At 39.9% G+C, this 17,198-nt stretch carries 14 protein-coding genes; 3 read left to right on the top strand and 11 right to left on the bottom strand.

What is annotated here, in order from left to right:
• The 5 genes from ACTF5Q_RS06295 to ACTF5Q_RS06275 all read right to left on the bottom strand — a co-directional run.
• On the bottom strand, positions 1-993 hold a 993-nt coding region (locus ACTF5Q_RS06295; protein WP_438953791.1), incomplete at its 3' end, for a M20/M25/M40 family metallo-hydrolase.
• 13 nt (positions 994-1,006) lie between these two features.
• Positions 1,007-1,966, bottom strand: coding sequence for an ABC transporter ATP-binding protein (locus tag ACTF5Q_RS06290; RefSeq protein ID WP_438953790.1), 960 nt, complete (start codon positions 1,964-1,966; stop codon positions 1,007-1,009).
• Positions 1,967-1,975: 9 nt separating this feature from the next.
• The gene (locus ACTF5Q_RS06285) at positions 1,976-3,847 is read right to left on the bottom strand and encodes a dipeptide/oligopeptide/nickel ABC transporter permease/ATP-binding protein (protein ID WP_438953789.1); all 1,872 of its coding nucleotides are present in this window, start codon (positions 3,845-3,847) and stop codon (positions 1,976-1,978) included.
• Positions 3,844-4,791: an ABC transporter permease gene (locus tag ACTF5Q_RS06280; RefSeq protein ID WP_438953788.1), complete on the bottom strand. Its 948-nt coding sequence runs from the start codon at positions 4,789-4,791 to the stop codon at positions 3,844-3,846. The genes ACTF5Q_RS06285 and ACTF5Q_RS06280 overlap by 4 nt, the downstream gene beginning before the upstream one ends.
• A gap of 60 nt (positions 4,792-4,851) precedes the next feature.
• On the bottom strand, positions 4,852-6,426 hold the full coding sequence (locus tag ACTF5Q_RS06275) for an ABC transporter substrate-binding protein (RefSeq protein WP_438953787.1): 1,575 nt from the start codon (positions 6,424-6,426) through the stop codon (positions 4,852-4,854).
• A gap of 93 nt (positions 6,427-6,519) precedes the next feature.
• Here ACTF5Q_RS06275 and ACTF5Q_RS06270 point away from each other — a divergent pair, with 93 nt between their 5' ends.
• Entirely contained in the window at positions 6,520-7,188 is a 669-nt protein-coding gene (locus ACTF5Q_RS06270; RefSeq protein ID WP_438953786.1) for a DUF1028 domain-containing protein, read from the top strand.
• A gap of 71 nt (positions 7,189-7,259) precedes the next feature.
• Here ACTF5Q_RS06270 and ACTF5Q_RS06265 read toward each other — a convergent pair whose 3' ends face one another.
• The 4 genes from ACTF5Q_RS06265 to ACTF5Q_RS06250 all read right to left on the bottom strand — a co-directional run bounded on the left by ACTF5Q_RS06265 (position 7,260) and on the right by ACTF5Q_RS06250 (position 11,923).
• Positions 7,260-8,021, bottom strand: coding sequence for a FadR/GntR family transcriptional regulator (locus tag ACTF5Q_RS06265; protein ID WP_438953785.1), 762 nt, complete (start codon positions 8,019-8,021; stop codon positions 7,260-7,262).
• Between the two features lie 117 nt (positions 8,022-8,138).
• Complete coding sequence (locus ACTF5Q_RS06260; protein WP_438953784.1) at positions 8,139-9,080, bottom strand: isopenicillin N synthase family dioxygenase; 942 nt, start codon at positions 9,078-9,080, stop codon at positions 8,139-8,141.
• Positions 9,081-9,134: 54 nt separating this feature from the next.
• A complete protein-coding gene (locus ACTF5Q_RS06255; protein WP_438953783.1) occupies positions 9,135-10,553 on the bottom strand; it encodes an aldehyde dehydrogenase family protein in 1,419 nt (472 codons plus the stop codon).
• 119 nt (positions 10,554-10,672) lie between these two features.
• Positions 10,673-11,923, bottom strand: a complete 1,251-nt coding sequence (locus tag ACTF5Q_RS06250; protein ID WP_438953782.1) for a M20/M25/M40 family metallo-hydrolase — start codon at positions 11,921-11,923, stop codon at positions 10,673-10,675.
• 292 nt (positions 11,924-12,215) lie between these two features.
• On the opposite strand from ACTF5Q_RS06250, the gene ACTF5Q_RS06245 reads away from it, so the two are divergent.
• Positions 12,216-12,917 carry a winged helix-turn-helix transcriptional regulator gene (locus ACTF5Q_RS06245; protein ID WP_438953781.1) on the top strand — a complete coding sequence of 234 codons (702 nt, stop codon included), beginning with the start codon at positions 12,216-12,218 and terminating at the stop codon, positions 12,915-12,917.
• A gap of 46 nt (positions 12,918-12,963) precedes the next feature.
• Here ACTF5Q_RS06245 and htpG read toward each other — a convergent pair whose 3' ends face one another.
• Complete coding sequence (gene htpG, locus ACTF5Q_RS06240) at positions 12,964-14,811, bottom strand: molecular chaperone HtpG (protein ID WP_438953780.1); 1,848 nt, start codon at positions 14,809-14,811, stop codon at positions 12,964-12,966.
• A gap of 179 nt (positions 14,812-14,990) precedes the next feature.
• Between htpG and ACTF5Q_RS06235 the strand changes: the two genes are divergently transcribed.
• On the top strand, positions 14,991-16,328 hold the full coding sequence (locus ACTF5Q_RS06235) for an ABC1 kinase family protein (protein WP_438953779.1): 1,338 nt from the start codon (positions 14,991-14,993) through the stop codon (positions 16,326-16,328).
• A gap of 2 nt (positions 16,329-16,330) precedes the next feature.
• Here the strand turns inward: ACTF5Q_RS06235 and ACTF5Q_RS06230 are convergent, their stop codons facing one another.
• The gene (locus tag ACTF5Q_RS06230; protein ID WP_438953778.1) at positions 16,331-17,137 is read right to left on the bottom strand and encodes a methyltransferase family protein; all 807 of its coding nucleotides are present in this window, start codon (positions 17,135-17,137) and stop codon (positions 16,331-16,333) included.
• Between the last annotated feature and the right edge of the window lie 61 nt (positions 17,138-17,198).

The raw sequence follows: 17,198 nt of genomic DNA, 5'->3' as shown, positions 1-17,198 counted from the left end.
AGCAGCGTTACGAAGAATGTCTTGCAAAGATTGGTCCATTTGCACTGGCTTCAGTCCGTGCATTTTACTAAAATCAACTGAGGCGCCATCTCTGTCAGCCACTTCAAGTGCTGTGCTTCGTATTATATTTTCCATTTTGTCTAAGCGCTGATCGTCGCCATCGCGCCATTGCATGGAAAAAGTACATTTCCCTGGTACTATTGAGTGAGCATCTGGTTCTATCCTGACATGGCCAGTCGTCCATACAGTTGAAGGGGTAACAACATTTCTGAAGCGGTCATTGATTAACTGGCTGAAGCTTAACATTAACTGATAGGCATCGATGCGTCTATGCATTGGAGTGGTGCCAGCATGGTTTTGTTGTCCATTGAAGGTGATGCGCATGTCTCTAATACCAACAATATCTGTTACTATGCCGACGGTATGGTTCGCTTCGTATAACCAAGGTCCTTGTTCAATATGACATTCTATAAAACCAGTGAAGCGGTTTGGATTAACAAAATCTAGAGAATTTTTGGAAATTTTTTTTCTTTCGTTAGAAAACTGGAGGCCATCTTTGTCAATCAAGTTATCGGCTTCTTCCAGTGATAGGATATCTGCCCATATAGCACTGCCAGTGGTTACACCAAAGCGGCCTTCCTCATCTTGAAAGCTGACGACGGAAATTGCTGGCCCATTATTTTCGCGTGATAGCCGTGCCAACTCTAAACCGCAGATAACTCCAAGTGCGCCGTCTAACCATCCTCCTTGAGGCTGAGTATCTGAATGTGATCCAATTAAAATTGAACTTTCTTGAGCTAGTCCAAAAAGATTGCCTACTGGATCATAGTGAGGCGTTAAACCCGCTTGGGCAAATTTATCTGCTAGCCAGTTTCTTGCTGATATGTCAGCTTTCGAGTAGGCTGGTCTTATCACTCCCTTTCCGACACCTGCAGCACCAATAGTTCTAAGTTCATGAAGGTCAGATAGAAATCTTTTCGAGTTTATATTCATAATTAAAACCGGTTTATCCTAATGGATTGTGACAAGCGACGAATACACTATTTTCGTCCGATTGTAGTTCTGGGTGTGCGTCTAGGCATTTATCGGTTGAGTGATTGCATCTCGCAAAAAATGCGCAACCTTTTGGTGGATGGGTTGGATCTGGTAAATCTTTGTTTGATTTTTCGTTTAGTTGCAACTTGGTTCCAATCTTTGGAGCACTTTCAGCCAATAGTTTTGTATAAGGATGTTTGGGCTTTATGAAAATTTCTTGGGCTGGCCCGATCTCCACTATTTCTCCAAAATACATTACTGCCACCCTGTCACTTACGGTTTCAACAACCGCAAGATCATGGCTGATAAAGACATATGTTAAACCAAAATCTTTTTTGAGACTTGATAGTAAATTTAGAACTTGAGCCTGTACTGATACGTCCAATGCAGAAACTGGTTCATCTAAAACTAGAATTCTTGGATTCGCTGCTAGGGCTCTGGCAATTCCTATACGTTGCGCTTGGCCTCCAGAAAATTCATGAGGGTATCTTTCCAAAAATTCCTCTTGTAAATTCACAGCTTTAAATAACTGTTTTATTTGTTTTTCTCGATCTTTTTCTGATAACTTTTGTAAGTGAGTAAGTGGAACGTTCATGACTTGTCTGATAGTCTTTCGAGGGTTCAAACTGCTAATAGGGTCCTGAAATACATATTGAATTACCCTAGGTAGACCAGATTTCTGGCTTTTTTTGTCTAGTTTATTGTTTTGTATTAGTATGTCTCCATTCGTCGGTTCAGTTAGTCCTACCAGCATTCTTGCAAGTGTGGATTTCCCACAGCCCGATTCTCCCACAATGCCCAAAGTTTCGCCTTTATTAACTTTGAGCGAAACGGACCTAACGGCATGGATTTGTGCCTTTTTTCTTTCTAATATTCCCATATTTAATGGAAAATTCTTTAGGAGATTTTTTGCTTCAAGTATGGGTTGCATCACGTGGTCCTAGAGATGAGTTTCGGGTTTAATACATCTAACTTTCATATTTCTGTTAACATCTCTGAGCTTGATATCGTTAGTTAAACATTCAGAAATTGTGCTTTGACAGCGAGGAGCAAAGGCACATCCCTGATCAAGTTTATCAACCATTGGGGGCAGCCCATCAATAGAGGCTAGCTTTCTTTTGCCCTTACCAATTTCTGGTACACATCCCATGAGTTTAGAAGTGTAGGGATGTGCTGGGTGATTTAAAATCATCTCTGATGGACCATACTCCACAATTTTACCAGCATACATTACAGCCACCTCATCGCAAATTTGGGAAACAACACCAAAATCATGCGTGATGAAAATAATTGCTAATCCTCTTTGACTGGTAAGCTCTCTCAATAATGATAAAATTTGTGCCTGGACAGTTACATCTAGTGCTGTCGTAGGCTCATCTGCAATTATTACTTCTGGGTCATTTGCAAGAGCCATAGCGATACTAACGCGCTGGCGCATGCCACCAGACAGTTGATGTGGGTAATCTTTAGCACGTTGCTTTGGATTAGGTATGCGAACTGATTTCAAAAGCTCAATACATTTCTGATATACTTCTTCTTTTGACAGGTTTTGATGCGCTAGAATTGCTTCCTCTAGTTGCTGTTGAACTGTGTAAAGTGGATGCAAAGACGATAGAGGATCTTGAAAAATATAGGAGATTTTACCACCCCTTAAAGATCGAAGTTTTTGATCATTTGTTTGTATAAGATCAATACCCTTATAATTCACATAACCTTCAGTGATAATGCCAGGCGGAGAAGAAACTAACCCCATAATACTTAATGCGGTCACGGACTTTCCGGATCCACTTTCGCCAATAATTCCCAAGCAGGCTCCTTTTTTTGCATATATACTAACACCATCTACAGCTTTATAATTTCGATTACCGATATGAAATTGTGTCTTTAAGTTTGAAACTGAAAGTAGTTCTGAAGCGTCTAAATTTTTAGTTTTACTATAATCTGCTACTAGAGTTCTAGGCCTCGGGCTAGACAGTACTCCTGATTTTAACCTTGGATCCAACGCATCGCGTATACCATCCCCAAGTAAGTTGATTGCCATCACAATTATTAAGATCATTGCTCCAGGGACTACTGATGTATAGGGACTAGTTATTAATGCTGCGCGTGCTTCACCAAGCATTGAGCCCAAATCTGCCTGCGGTGGTTGGGACCCTAAACCTAAAAAACTTAAACCCGCAGTTTCCAAAATCATCCAGCCTACGGTGGTCGACATTGCAATTACTATTACTGGAAACACATTAGGTAATACTTCAGTGATAATGATACGGGTGTCTGTCATTCCAGATAGCCTTGCAGCATCAATGAATTCTTTATGAGTAATGCCTACGGTAACGCCCCTGATATTTCGGGCAAAAAAAGGAATATTCACTATTGCGACAGCAATTAGCGCATTAAACAAGCCTGGCCCCAGGGCAGCAACAATGGCCAAAGCAAGTAAGATGTAGGGAAATGCCATTAGCATATCTATGCCGCGCATTAGTATATTATCCACATGTTTACCGTAGAAGCCTGAAATTATTCCAATTGAAGATCCAATTAAAGCTGCCAAAAATGCGGCACAAAAACCAACTGCAAGTGAGAGGCGCGTTCCCCATAGTAATCTACTCATAAGGTCGCGGCCAAGATGGTCTGTACCTAAAATAGCGTCAGTATTAAAAGGTGTTTTAAATCTATTTTTAGTATCAATAACATCTGGGTCAGGGAGGGGTAATAGAGGTGTTACTAGGGCTACAAATATGACTGCTATTATGACAACTAAACCAGCGAGGGATAAACGATTGCGAGATAATAATTTCAAAAACCCAATCATGTTTTAATCCTTGGGTCTAAAAGGTGTTGAGCAACGTCAACTGCAATATTGAAAATTACATAGCAAGCTGCAACGAATACAACACCACCTTGAACGAGTAAAATATCACGTTTTAAGATTGCATCGACAAGCATTCTTCCAACGCCAGGCCATTGGAAAACCATTTCAATATAAACTGCACCTGATAAAACAAATCCTGCCTGAATTCCCAAAATTGGAAGTATACTGACCATTGCCGCACGGAGTGCATGGCGCCATATTACAATTTTTTCATCTAAACCTTTGGCACGGGCAGTACGAATATAATCTTGTCTTAAAATCTCTAGCATTGCTGATCTTGATAATCTGGCAATGACCCCAGTCGCAACGACAGCTAACGCTGAGGCAGGTAGTGCTAGGTGGCCTGCTAGTGCAGTTAGGTCGCGAGCTCCATATATGGGCCACATACCAGACACGGGAAACCATCTAAGATGAACAGCGAACAATAATATCATCATCATACCAAGAAAAAATGAAGGTATGGATATACCTAATAAAACTATGAAGGTAATTAGCTTATCGGTTAACTGAAATTGTTTGGCAGCAGATAGCACACCGGCGCAAATTCCAATGAGTGAGCACATTATGAAAGAGGTGCCAGCTAGGATAAGAGTTGCTCCAAATCTCTCAACCACTTCATCAATAACATTTTTATTTAAAGAGTAACTTCTGCCAAAATCTCCCTGCAAAATATTTCCTAGCCAGATGAAATAACGCTGAAATAGAGTTTTATCTAAGCCTAGATCTCGGTTGAGCTTTTCTACATTCTCCGGCGTTGCAAAAGATCCTAAAATGGCAGTAGCAGGATCACCCGGGATCATAGCCATAATTAAAAAAACAATTATTGAGATGCCTAATAAAACCGGTATGGCTGAGAACAGCCTTTTTAAAATATAACCAAGCATCGCCGGCCCTGGAGAAATTGGCGCAGCTAAACTATTTGGTAAAGCTACGCCAGTTATTAATTAATTTTTGTCTACGTTATTCAACAATAGAAAAAAGGATGGTTGCAATGAAAAGCTACCTACACGATCGGATGTAACAGCATTTTGCTTCCAATTTGCAACAAATACCCATGGAGCGTCCTCTTGAACAATTGTCTGCATTTCCTGATACAGACGTGCTCTTTCACTCTGATCTGTTGAAGCACGTGCGGCTTCTAACAATTCATCAACCTTCGGGTTTGAATAATAACCAGAATTAAACCCTCCTTTATCTGGCCAAGCTTCGGTGCGAAGTGCCAAGAAAGGAAGAGTATCAGGGTCATTTGTCATCCAAGCCATTTCGGCCATATCAGCTTTACCCTCTAACCCAGGGTTTACTTCGCCAAGGAAGGTATTCCATTCGTAAGTTTCAATATTAACTTTAAGGCCAACGGCTTGAAGGTCAGCTTGAATGGCAGTTCCCATAGCCACCGGATCTAGCATCCCAGAACCACCCTCTGTCACAAAAAAAGTAAGTTCTGCTCCATCTGCTCCAGCTTCGGATATAAGTTGTCGAGCTTTTTCAGGATTATATGGATATGGCTCTAGGCTATTATTATATGCCCAAGCAAATGCTGGCGGAGTTGGGCCAGCGGCAACCGCAGCAGTGCCTTCCAATACATCATTAACAATAGCCTCCTTGTTTATGGCGTAGTTTGCTGCCTGACGTACGCGTACATCTGAAAACGGTCCTTCTTTAGCATTCAGGATAAGGAACCAAACGTGTGGACCGGCCTGCTCGTGGACAGTATAGCCATCACCTTGGAATTTGCTTAATGCGACTGGAGGCACTTCAACCATCATATCTATACCGCCTGCTAACATTTCTGCGGTTCTGGTGTTTGCATCAGTGATCGGACGAAAGACAACGGCCTGTAACTTTGGTGCGCCTTCCCAATGACTTGAATTAGCCTCAACTACGACGGCTTCGTTTGAGCGCCATTCTCCAAATTTGAATGCTCCGGTACCGGAAGGATTCCTTCCAAAATCTGTCCCATGTTTCGCAACTGCGTCAGGAGAAACAATTAGCCCTGTAGGATAGGCAAGATTCGACAAGAATGGAGCGTATGGCGCATTCAGCGTAAATTTCACCGTCATAGGATCCAAAACGTCTACTGAAACAATTGCTGAGAAGAAAAATGATAGAGGAAACGGGCCAGTATTATGGTAAGGATGCGCTTCATCCAACATACGATCAAAGTTAAATTTTACCGCGTCAGCATTGAAATCACTTCCGTCATGAAACTTAACACCTTGCCTTAATGAAAATGTATATTCTGTACCATCGTTACTGATATTCCAGGAGGTTGCCAATGCGGGCTCAACCTCCAGGGTACCATCTTTATATCTTACAAGGCCATCATAGAGATTCATTAAGATGCGAAAATCGTTAACAGCTGTTACGGCGGCTGGATCTAGCGCCTTTGGTTCGGCAATTTGACCAACTACTAACACGTCATCTGGAGTTTGAGCAGTAACTGAAATTGCGGAAAGGGCGATAGCCGTTGCTGTACCTGCAGCCAACATCGCCCTGCGAGTATAGTCTAGCAGTGCCATGGTATTATTCCTTTCCAAATAAATTTATCATGATGAATTGCATTCACGCAAATTATCATGATAAAATCAAGAACAATGTGATGGGTGGGTAAAATGACACTTTCTGTTCTCACTTTTAATAAGAAAACAGGCGTTTTTGCTGCGGCTGCTGCTACCGGGAACCTTTGTGTAGGTGGATGGGTGCTGCGCGGTGATATCGAATCAGGTCTTGTTGCTTCCCAGGGAACTTCTCCCAGCACCTTTTGGCGTGATGATATCATCCGGCGTATGTATGAGGGTAAATCGTCTAGACTTGCGATTGATGAAGCCACTGGTAATGACGCTGGAAAGGGGTATCGGCAAGTAGCGGCAATTGATAAAAATGGTTTGCCAGCAGCTTTTACTGGAATTGAAAGTATTCAATATGCGGGCCATTTGGTTGGTGAGAATTACGTTATTTCTGGAAATATGCTGGAGAGCCGTGAGGTGCTTCTGGCAATGGAAGAGACCTTAAGTAAAAGTATATCTTTGGTTGGTCGGCACTTAATAAAAATCTTATCTGCAGGAGCTTCTAAAGGGGGAGATACAAGAGGTCTGAAGTCTGCTGCTCTGTTAGTTTTTGACCCAGATAGGCCACCTTTAGATTTACGCATAGATTCTCATCGAAGCCCAATAGAAGCTTTAAACGAGCTGTATGAAACTTCACAAAAAGCACCATATGTAAATTGGCTGGATGAAGTCCCTGTATTGAGTAAAAAAATGAAATGGCGGAAGGAAAAATAATATGGGGTGGTATTTAGTTAATCTATCTTTTTAGGAATTTTAAGACCCAATCAAATTAACAATAGCCAGTGTCACTCTGCTATAAAACGTCTAACAATCTGAGCTTCTTGCTGCTTCATTAATGTCTCTGCAATCTGCATGTGAGATGTCATAATTTCTCGAGCTTTTGTAGGGTCTCCTCGATCTAACGCGTCAATTAAGTGCAATTGGTGTTCCCTACCTTTACTCCAAAGTTCAAAGTTTGGTGGCTCATACAACTTTTTATAGAGAGTTAATTCGGTAAGAATTTGGGACATAAAACCGATAATGAACCCTAGCAGTTTATTTTTTCCAAAGTCGGATAATTTTGAGTGAAATGCTAAAGATGCAATGTGTTGCTCCTTTTCTTCCTCTGCAGATTCTGCAGGCTTAGGAAATTGATTTGCAAGCATCCGTAGCTCAGCCAACTGCTCACTACTTAACTTTCCTGCTAGACTTGCAGCAAGCTCCGGTTCTAGAGACTTTCTCATCTGATAAATATCCGCGATGGAGAGATCTTGAAAATAGAAATAGTTTGCTAGAAGAGCCCTTGTGCGTTCTACAGAGACTTCCCCAACAATACTACCACCGCCCGGCCCTGTTTTTGTGATGATTAATCCTTGTGCCTCCAAAATGCGCAAAGCCTCTCTCACAGTTCCTTTTGACACGCCGAACTGATCAATCATAGCGCTTTCGTTAGGTAACTTATCTCCACTACTTAAATCTCTTTTTACTACCCACTCTTTAATTGCATCAGCCACGAGTACTGGCCGCGATCTTCTCGGTTTCTTTTTTGGTGAGTTAACTTCTAGCATCTATTCCTCGAAAGCTATGATGAGGACCATATCTATTTATTGCAATTTTGTGTAGCTAGAATATTAGAAATTTTGCTAAAATTATTTAAATCGATTAATAATTTGTCTTTTGTAAGCTTAGGTGCCTGTGCTTAGAAACTTTTCCATTAGATAAGGACCAGAAATCACAGGCTCATTTTTGACTGCATTTATAGGATAAATTTTTGCTTCCCAATCTGGCTGATGAAAAAATGCAAGACTCTTTCGCCCTGGTTGGTTTGGTTTTGCTACAACACGATGTAACTTAGATATCCACCTCCCACCAGTCCAAAGTTCCATGAGGTCTCCGATGTTGATGACGAAAGTATCCTTAATTGTCGGCACGTCTATCCATTTACCATTTAATTTTAATTGTAATCCTGAGGTTTCCGGTTGTGGGAGTAGAATTGTCAAGGAACCATAGTCTGTATGTGCACCGGCTCGTTGTTGACCGTATTCTGGCACGTGAGTCGTTTCAGGGTAATATAGCGCGCGTAATGCTGATATTGGGCATTTGAGATATTTGTCAAAAAAATATGGCTCAAGGTTTAGTGCTTCAGCAAATGCAGACATAATTCTGGCAGCTAATTTTTCCATTTCTAGATAATAGTTAGTCCATGCCTCTTTGAAGCCATCAATTTCTGGCCAAATTGTAGGTTGATAACAGAATTCATAAGCACGCCCATCTTTGATTTTTTTTGTGGGGGTCTGTAATGGTCCACCATTAAAACTTTCTTTTAGATCTGGTGGTGTCTTTTCTCCCTTTGATGCTGCTAATGCTTCCTTATTTGGTCCTATCCAGCCATATGGATAACCAGGGTAGGGCACGCTTACCTTCATCTTTGCGTCTGGAGCCTGAGAAAAAAATTGTTTAACGGCGCTCCACTGGGATTCAATAATTTTATCTGGCACCGCATGATTTTCTATTAATAAAAACCCAACCTCACTGCAAAACTTATCCAGTTTTGTGCAGTAGCTTTTCCTAGAGGTTCCTGTTGAATTCTCAAATCCCCCGAGATTGAATACCGGAAGGCTAACCATATTTTTGCCTATTATATTTCAATGTTTGCAGTGGAAAAACAAATTTTAGAAAATTTACCCACCCATAATTGCTTTAACTTCAAGAAATTCTTCAAATCCCCATTCAGCTTTCTCTCGACCGTTCCCAGACTGTTTGTATCCGCCAAACGGAGCATCTGCGCCACCAGAGCCATAATTTATATGAATTTGACCGGCTCTTAGTCGCCTAGCGATAGCTGTTAAATCTTCCTTGTTTTCCCCAGCAACATAAGCAGCTAAGCCATATTCAGAATCATTTGCTATGGATACCGCTTCGTCAATATCGCTGTATGTTATGATTGATAGAACTGGTCCAAAAATTTCTTCGCGTGCGATTGTCATATCATTTGTTACATCACCAAATACCGTGGGCTTAACGTAATAGCCTTTATTCAAACCCTCAGGTTTTCCAGTACCGCCAACCAGAAGCGTGGCGCCTTCGCTTATTCCGGTATCAATCAGACTTTGGACTTTGTCGAATTGAATATCGCTTACCAGGGGGCCGATTGTGGTGTTATCACCCTTTGGGTCGCCCACGATAGTGTTTTCCGCTTTTTTAATTGCTATTGCGAATGCTTCCTCTTTTCGACCCTCTGGAATTAACATACGCGTCGGAGCATTGCATGATTGACCTGTATTATTCATGCAAAACTCAACACCAGTTTCTACTGATTTATTAAAATGATTATCATCAAGAATTATATTGGCAGATTTACCACCCAGCTCTTGGCTCACCCTTTTAACACTATCTGCTGATGCTTTAGCTACCGCAACTCCACCTCGTGTCGAACCCGTGAATGACATCATATCGATGTCAGGATGAGAAGACATTGCTTCGCCCACTTCAGGACCTAGCCCATTTACCAGATTAAATACGCCTGCAGGAACATTAGCTTCATGTAAAATTTCTGCTATAACCATAGATGACAGAGGTGCAATTTCTGATGGTTTTAAGACGGCAGTGCATCCCGCTGCAATACAGGGAGCGAGTTTAGAAACAACTTGGTTCACGGGCCAATTCCACGGAGTAATTAAGCCGCAGACTCCAATTGGTTCATGCCTTATTAAAAACTTTCCATGTTTAAATTCGAATTCATGATTACTCAGAGATCGTATTGCAGCTTTTAAATGCCCTAGACCTACCATTGCTTGGGCACCTCTTGCCAAACTTGTCGGGGCCCCCATCTCAGTCTGAATTGCATCTGCGACATCATCAATTCTTCGTTTGTAAATTTCTCTGATTGTCGTGAGTAGTTCGATGCGTTGTGCAACCGGTGTTTGTGAATAACCGTCGAAAGCAGATCTGGCAGCACTCACCGCCAAATTAACATCGACTTCAGACCCCAATGATATTTTCGCAACAGCTTCTTCAGTCGCTGGGTTAATCACGTCAAGGGTTTTACTAGTGGATGGTTTTACCCAAGCTCCATTAATATAGAAGTCTAGTTTTTCCATAAAGTGTTCCTTCAGAATTCTGTTGGTGTGTGTTTTGTAAACACATTTATTCTTTCTGTTGCCAGTTGCAAGTTCAAATTGGCATGCTGATTTGCTGAAATAATCAGAGTTACGACAAATTAGTTGGTTAAATAATCATAGGCTGATAATGCGTGTGTTTTTACTAGATGAAGATAATCATCAATTGGAACATTTTCATTAGCCGAGCCCATGCCAGTTGGTGTTGGGCCGTATACATATGCGGGAATATTTTTGTATCGCCAAAGTCTTGCATCGGTACCACCGAGACTGACTACTGGCTCTGGTTTAAAACCTCTCAAATCTTGCACATTACTTTTCAAAATCTGCATCATATCTCCATCTGGATTGCAATGTGATGGTGGGTTAAGCATATTTTGTTCCATTGAAGCTTCTGGGAATTTTTTAGTTATTTCGGCAATAGAATTAAAAATTTTATCTAAATTGCAGCCCACTGGAAGTCTAATATCTGCTTCAAAGGAACACTCAGACGGGACCATATTATTCTTCAAGCCACCAGAAATTGTACCAATATTAAGGGTCACCTTTGGTGCTATATTGGCAGCACCAACTCCCATACCCTGATCAAAAGCAGTTGCAGATTTTTCCTGTGCCTTAAGCAATTCTTGGGGAACCTCTACATCTAAAGCCTCTAAAGATTTCAATTCCTGAATTAGATCGGTGGCCACTAAGGTAGCAGATTTTGATAAATGGGTATAAGCGCCATGTGAACCATCAGTTCGGACTTTAAAAGTCAGCCATAATAGTCCTTTTTCGCCATATCTAATTGTAAAGGGACTTGAGGGTTCTCCGTTCAGGCAACAATCACCAAGTACTTCAGGTTCATTGTCAATAAGCCACCGACTTCCCCAAGGTCCAAAAGTTTCTTCATCAGATACACAGGTCAAAGTCAATTTTCCTGAAAATTTTGTTTTGAACTTGTTCAAAATGATATAGGTCCAAATGCTTGCGCTCGTCCCGCACTTCATATCAGTTGAACCGCGGCCGTATATTTTATCTTCAATAATTTCACCACTCCAAGGAGGCGTAATCCAACCTTCCTCTGAGTAGTCATCTGAGACAGGAAATACGTCTATATGACCGTTTAGTACTAAATGACGGCCTGGTTTACTTCCATTAATTGAGCCAACAATATTGGGCATCGTCTTTTGTGGTGAAACCCAACGAAATGGCATTTTGTGTTTTTCTAAAAGTTTGCTTATTACTTTGGCTGCTATTGTTGTGTCTCCGGGTGGGTTAGGGCTCGCCGCTTTAATAAACTCCTGGAGAAATAATATAATTTCGTGTTTTTCGTTTTCTATAAAATTTAAGATTTCAATTTTTCCTGACATCAAAAACATCCTTCAGCTTTAGTTTTTTTAAAAGTATAGCATATCATTAAGGTTATTTATAAAAATAGCTTTGCAAAATCATTTTAGACCCTGTACGGCGTTTGGTATGAGCAATTGTCAGTTAGTCGTGCACGCAAAAATTATATTTTTACCGATTAAAATTTAGGCACTATTTAAATAACCCAACGTAATTAAAGCTTGGGCCAGTTTTTTGCTTCGTTTGGAGAAGTAATTCATTAAACTTTTACTATTCAGCTTTACTTATTAAAATTTACTCTTAGGGAGATGAGAAATGAGTGCGTCTTACAGGCAGTTTTGTCCGGTGGCGATGGCCGCAGAAGTCTTAGAATCTCGGTGGACTCTACTCATTGTAAGGGAATTGTGTTTAGGATCTAAACATTTCAACGATATCCGTAAAGGTGTGCCTAAAATGTCCCCAACACTTCTTTCAAAGAGGTTAAAAGAGCTTGAGTGGCATGGTATTCTTAAACGGGTAGAGAGTCCCAGAGGATCTCGTAAAACCGAGTATATTCTTACGCAGGCAGGAGATGAGCTTTTCGAAGTTATCCATGCGATTGGCAGCTGGGGTAAGAGATGGATAGATATGAGGCACCATCTTGATAGCGCTGAAGAAAATCTATTGATTTGGGATATCCGGCGAAATCTGAGGATGGAAAGCTTTCCGATGAATGAGGCTGTTTTGCAAATTCATATTACAGATGCCCCTAAGAAAACGTCTAATTGGTGGTTTGTTTTCAATGGAAAAGAGCGACCGGATGTTGGGTATCTTGATCCTAGTTTAGATGTAGATCTTTATATAGAAACAAATCTTACATCCCTGACAAAGGTATGGCTAGGAGAAGATTCTCAAACCAGTGAAACTATGGCTAATACATTTCAACTAGAGGGGTCGCAAAAATTAATAGAGACCTTTGAGAGCTGGTTTGGAAGTAGTAAATTTGCCTCTATTCCAAAACTAGCGATAGCTTCTTAATTTAATAAAAACTAATGTAATTAAGTGCTGTTTAATTCCTGCCTTACTACCCAAGTTTCAAACCGATAGCTATTAAATCTTTGGAAAACTGTTGGCTATCAGATGGCATTTCACCATCAAGAATTCTTGCTTGCTCAAATAATACACGACATAAAGACTTCTGGAGTTCGGATGTAAGCGCTGGCAGCTTTTTGATCAATTCATGGTTGCTGTTGATTTCTAATATTTTTTTACTGCCCTCAAAATCAGGATTTTGGGCTTTGAGAATTCTTTCCAAATTAAAGTCTAAACCACCCTCACCGGCTACTAAGCGCACAGGGCTGTCTACAAGGTTTTTGGATGTTTTTACATCTTCGACTAAATCACCAAGGCTTTCTTTTATAATTGGTGTATAAGTTTCATCGTTACTTTCGGTTTCCTCAACGTCTTCATCTTTCACATCACCTAGTTTTGCAAGATCATATTTTTCTCTGGAAATAGAGACGAAGTCTTTTTCTTGAAAACTCTTCATTTGAGAAGTCCAGAAAGCATCGATTGGATCCGTCATTAATAAAACATCAATACCCTTCGCTTTGAAGCCCTCAAGATGTGGACTGGATTTAGCTTGTGCCAATGTATCAGCAGTGAGGATAAATATCTTATCCTGCCCCTCCACCATCGACTCGATATAGCTTTGAAGTGTTATTAATTTGTCCCCTTTAAACGAATGTACCTTTATAATTTCTGCTATTTTGTCCTTGTTTTCTATGTCTTCGTATAGCCCTTCCTTGAGGACTTTACCAAATTGCCCCCAGAAGGCATCGTAGCTTTCTTCATCCTTCTTTAATCTTTTCTTTAATTCTGAAAGAACGCGTTTTGTAAGTGATTTTGAGATTTTCTTCAGCACAGGGTTATTTTGGACTATTTCTCGGCTGACATTTAAATCTAAACTTGTGGTGTCGAGAATACCTTTGATGAACCTTAACCAAGTAGGGATAACCCCGTCTAAATCGTTGCTGATGAAAACTCTATTTATATAAAGGTTGATCTTTGTTTTTCTTTCTGGATCAAAAAGGTCAAACGGAGCTGTTTTGGGAATGAATAGTAAATTCGTAAATTCTAAAGTACCCTCGGATTTATTGTGCAACGTTGCAAACGGTTCGTCAAAAGTCCCAAAGGTTGAATTGTAAAACTCCTTATATTCTTCATTTGAAATCTGAGAGGCCGACTTTGTCCATATTGCTGTCGCAGAGTTTACCTGTTCAATTTCTCCATCTGCCTCTTTAATATTAATAGGAAAGCTAATGTGATCAGAATATTTCTTTATCAAAGTTTTAATTTTATCAGGAGCCGCAAATTCCTTAGCGTCTTTCTTCAGAAATAATTTTATTTTTGTTCCAACGGCTTGTTTCTCGTCAGATTTACCGATTGAGAATCCACTCTGCCCATCACTTTCCCATGAGTTAACCTGTTTGGTTCCTGCTTTTCTACTTAAAACTTCAACCTTATCTGCCACCATGAAAGCGGAGTAAAAGCCGACACCGAATTGACCGATTAAGGTCTTTGCGGCGTCTTTTGAATTCTCCTCGCCCTCCATTTCTTGTAAGAAGGCTGAAGTTCCTGATTTCGCAATTGTTCCTAATGTTTCAGCGAGCTCATTTTCGGTAAGTCCAATACCAGTATCAACAATTTCAACTATTTTCTTTTTTATATTTATAATTATTTCAATACTGTCCGCGTCGTTATTCAGAAGAGATTGATTTGTTTGACCCAAAAACTTTCTTTTTTGAATCGCATCTGATGCATTTGATAATAATTCTCTTAGAAAAATATCCCGATCTGAATACAGCGAATTAATAACAATATTCAAAATCTTGCCTGTATCAGCCTCAAATGTTTGCGTGTAAGTATTCATTATCGTCTCCTAATCATTTGCTTGAGCTATGCATTCTTTTGTTATTTTCAAGAGCCAAGAGTTATCTGATTAAACGCTTTTATCATTGGCTTTTTCATATTTGCTCGAAGAGCGCTCGACTTTTAGCTTTTGCAGCTAAATAGTAATCGACAGAGGAGCGTTCCGCCGTAGATTTTAAAATGAAGAACATTATCGAACAAAATACTGCAAAGCGTTTGCCAGTAAGCTCTTTAGCGCGAACCACTCTCTCTACTGGGTTACTATTTCGCCTTGGTCTCAATACATCCCAAAGTCTTTTATCGGATATTATTTCAGTAAAAAAACCAGATCTGAGATCAGCGTTGGTATCAAAAAAAAATGTGACTGCCACTGTAAACACGTTAAAAAACTTGCGTGGTGCGGCAATGAAGTTTGGCCAGTTAGTATCATTAGACGACTCAATAATTCTTTCGCCAGAGTTATCGTCCATATTTGCTCAACTGAGGTCGTCTGGATATTCCATGACACCGAGTCAGTTGAAAAAAGTGCTTAATGAGAATTGGGGAGAAGGCTGGTTAAAAAATTTCAAAAATTTCGAGGTCAGGCCATTTGCAGCAGCCTCGATTGGTCAAGTACACAAAGCTATACTAGCGTCTGGCGAGACCGTTGCGATTAAGGTACAATTCCCTGGGGTGAAAAAGTCAATCGATAATGATTTGAATACTCTTAAATTTATAATGAAAAATTCAGGAATGTTACCGGCTAACTTTCCGCTTGAGTATTATATTTCGCAATGTGGAGAACTATTAAGGCAAGAAACTGACTATGAGCTAGAGGCTGCAAATATAAATAATTTTTCAAAGTTTCTAGAAAATTTTTCCTGTCTTAAAGTACCAAAAGTGTACGATGAATTAACAACCGATCAAACTATCACGATGTCGTTCTTGGAGGGCCAGGAGTTATCCTCTCTTGTAAACTTCAATCAGTCGAAAAAAGATAAAATTTCGTTAAGTTTGATTGAGCTTCTATTTAATGAGATTTTTAATTTTAAATTCGTACAAACTGATCCAAACCTAGCTAACTTTTTAGTTAGTAAGGATGACAATTCAATTTCAGTTTTAGATTTTGGAGCATGTTGTCGAGTTTCTGACGAAACATATAAGTTGTATAAAGGTTTATTGAAGGTTTCTTTGACCTTAGATGTAGAAAAGGTAAAGCTTTTCTTAGAGGAAAATAATTTTGTACCCAGAGATGCATCTGCCGAAGGAACTAAATTTATTGATAAGATAGTTGCTACAGCTATTGAAGAAATAACTCGGCATGAAGTATTTGATTTTCAAAAATCGAAAATTTTTGAGTTAATAACAGAGGAAAATTTTAATTTGTATTTGGAACTTATACCAAGTTCCGTCCTTGGTTCAGACTTTATCTTTATTCAAAGAAAAATACTCGGTTTGATTTTATTTTTTCGCGTCATTGGTGCGAGGGTTCCTCTGCTTAAAATTTTAATTAAATACTGCAAATTATTGGATCTTTAACTCTACTTAATTCTTTTGCTAGGAAGCATATATGGAGTGGTATTTTTGTAACTCAAATATTTTTCACCGTGGCGATCAATTAACCTACGGTCTTTTAAGATCGGGGCAAAAATACAGTATCCACCTAATATCAGTGAAACAACGAATTGGTCTGCAGTCCAAGTTGGGACGGTTAGTACAGCAAGAAAAAAAGACGCATAAATTGGATGCCTGATTACTCTATATAGGCCAGTTGTGGGGAGTTCAGGAAATTTGGGCTTCTTTCTAGCCACAACCGAGATCCATCCGAGTGCCCCAGATTGAACTTCCAAACCAGCATCTATGGTTGCAACAATTAATAAAAACCAAGACAGACAATAAAGAATAGGTAAGATGTATATTAAAAACTCGAAGGGTAGTTCGAAGACAATTTTGCTCGGTGACCACAACATAAATAATACGAACAACTGTATCGAAGCTACAATAGTAAAGCTTGTTGTAGACAAGCTTATGGCTAAGTCCTTAGGGCCAAGTAAGCTCAGTATCTTTTGACCGCGCTGGGATAATAAAAAAGAATGTGCTAGCGGGAATTGTAAAATTAGTGCTCCATTAGCCATTATTGCTAATGCGCCCTCAAGATTTCCATAGCTTTTTTGCATGCCGTAGAACATATGATAAATCATCGCGATCACTGCAATGGCAAACATAAAGTGGCAAGTTATCCCATAAAGATATGCATAGACTAGATTTATCCCTCTCGCCTTAGGCGAAAGCGCGCTGAGTATCAATTCAATGAAAGATCGAATTTTCTTGGTTCTACTTTTCTCCATCTCAGGGAACTAGATTTTAATATAAAAATTTAAATATCCCTTACCAATAATTTTTAAAATA

It is taken from the genome of Candidatus Salinivivens marinus (assembly GCF_965655845.1).
GTDB classification, from domain to species: Bacteria; Pseudomonadota; Alphaproteobacteria; order Rhodobacterales; family Rhodobacteraceae; genus Salinivivens; species Salinivivens marinus.
The sequence above is the reverse complement of the archived record's forward strand: the minus strand, read 5'-3'. Positions and strand labels throughout refer to the sequence as shown.